The 2,293-nt window shown below is 40.8% G+C and carries 1 protein-coding gene; it reads right to left on the bottom strand.

Annotation, left to right across the window (positions count from 1 at the left end):
* On the bottom strand, positions 1-2,293 hold a 2,293-nt coding region (locus tag L2748_RS23590; protein WP_248957803.1), incomplete at both ends, for an RHS repeat domain-containing protein.

Raw genomic sequence — 2,293 nt, 5'->3', positions numbered from 1 at the left:
CTGGCTTCCTGTACCCGCACTTATTTGTGTGAGGTTGCCATTCGCATCATAATGATAAGTTTTGTCTTGTGTTTGCCCTGGGAAGTTTTCTTTGCTTAACATCCCTTGATTGTTATATGTCAGAAGGACTTTGTCAGAGGGGGGCGTAATATCGCAATTGTTTTCGCTTCCGTTGGTGCCTTGCGCCCGCCAGATAGGTTGGCGCTGTGCGTTATAGCCGTAAGAGGTTATTCCTGTCTCTGGACGTATTGATTTACAACGTTGTTGGTATTGGTCGTACAAATGCGTTTCCGTCACATCTCCTTGGCTGAGTCGCGTGGTTTGATTGTATTGGTTGTAATCTATAGTGATATCATTACTGTTTGGAGCTTCAATTAAGATGGGATTATCTTTGGCTGAAGCGTCATAGGTTAAGAATGTCGTGGTAGTGGTATTATCCATCGGGTCTGTTACGGCAATTTTATTGCCTGCCAAGTATTCTGTGCGACTAACAGCGTCATCGCTGGTGCGGGTTTGACGAATAACCCTATCTAAAACATCGTATTTCGTCATGATACCTAGCCGTCTAGCGGGGTTATCCGAGGGAAAACTGACTAACGTCTGACGGTTTTGATTGTCATATTCAAAAGCCTGATAACGCGTTGTTTGATTATCAGTGATGTCTTGTTCACGAGTATAGATAGGACGGAGTAACCCATCGTAATAGGTGTGCTTTTGGTGATTTCCATGTCGAACTGTTTTGCGTAACATTCCAGGTAAAATACCGCTACCGGATATGCCGTCATCGGTGTGAGAAACGGTGGAGTAACCAATGAATTTATCAGCCCACTTTGTATTGGCGTAATCAACCTCTGTAGGCCACTGCATGTCGTTATAACGGTAATAGGTTTTATTGCCATTAAAATCAGAAAGGCTCTTTAAGGTTCCATCACCGTTAATTTCAAGTAGGGTCACCGCTGAATTGGTTGAACTGCCGTTAATGGTGTTGCACCCATTCGTTGTTGGGCAAGGGTAGGTGATTTTTCTTGGCTGACCGCGATAGTAATTATCAAATTGTTGGTATTTATTGAGTCCGGCATAGCGGGTTTTGAGTAAATTACCATCAGCATGGTATGTATGTGTTGTGGTTATTCGGCCGAAGCTTTTTTCTTGGTAAGGTAGATATTGGTCATTATATACCGTCTCTTTATAGGCATTAGTGTAGGTTGGGGTTTCAGAGAGGTAGGTTTTGCTTGGAAGATTTAATAACCATGTATTTAAGTCATGAATAACATCTTCTTTCCAATAGCGTTTATAGCCCGTACTATCATCAGTGACGCTTTTATGTGAAGGCGCATCAAATTGATTAAAGTCAGTGTACCTAACCATTATTACATCGCCATTTGAATACATCTTCTTATGGGATGAGAGTCTTGGTGTGATTTCAAAAACGTCTTTTCCACTTTTATACGAGACGCCTTTTGCATCAGACAAATTATATGCAAATGATTCCGTTAATGTTGGTCTCTTTTGGTTTGCGTCATAATACTCTATTGCAGAAAGCGTATTAAACGCACCCGTTCTAAATTTACGATTAATGTAATATTTTTCTTTATTGCCATTGGACAGTGTTTTTGTAATGGATTTATTGTCTATCCGACTGATTCCAGGTGGCGCAGGAAAGGGGAGTAAGCTTGCTGGGTTAGGGTTGTCAGCCTCGATATCAAAAACGCCATAGTTCTCTGAGTATTCATAAGTATCTTTCATCACTTTGTCGTTAAATGTCACGGTTCTTTCTTTCAATACATAGGAATAGTGGCAACGTCTATAGTCGTCTGTTCGATGAAAGCGAGTTGAGTCGATATTACTGTGGTCAGTACGAATAAAATCAAATTTGAATTCTGTTATTGCACCATAAGGGGATGTCACTTTCATGGGGTGAGAGGTTGTGCGACTTGGCTTGAACTGTCGACCACAAATTGGGTTGCCATCTGAATCAGACGTGGATATCGTTTCTGATATATCTAATTCATATTTCCATTGCAGTCCATCGGGTTGGGTCACAATGAGGTCATTACGATTATTGCCTGAAGACGTGCCGCTTCCTTTATTTAAAATATCATAGCGCCACATTTTTCCTTCTGAGTATACAGAGGTGCCTTTGCTATCTTTTTTTACTGAAATATTTCGACCGTCATTACTGACTATTCGGCTAATATTCGATGCGTCATATTCATACTTTACCCAGTTGCCGAATCTGTCTTCAATTTTACTAACAAATAGAGCGGTTGGTACTTTTTGAATATAAGCACCA

Source organism: Shewanella sairae (assembly GCF_023283535.1).
Classification (GTDB): Bacteria; Pseudomonadota; Gammaproteobacteria; order Enterobacterales; family Shewanellaceae; genus Shewanella; species Shewanella sairae.
The sequence above is the reverse complement of the archived record's forward strand: the minus strand, read 5'-3'. Positions and strand labels throughout refer to the sequence as shown.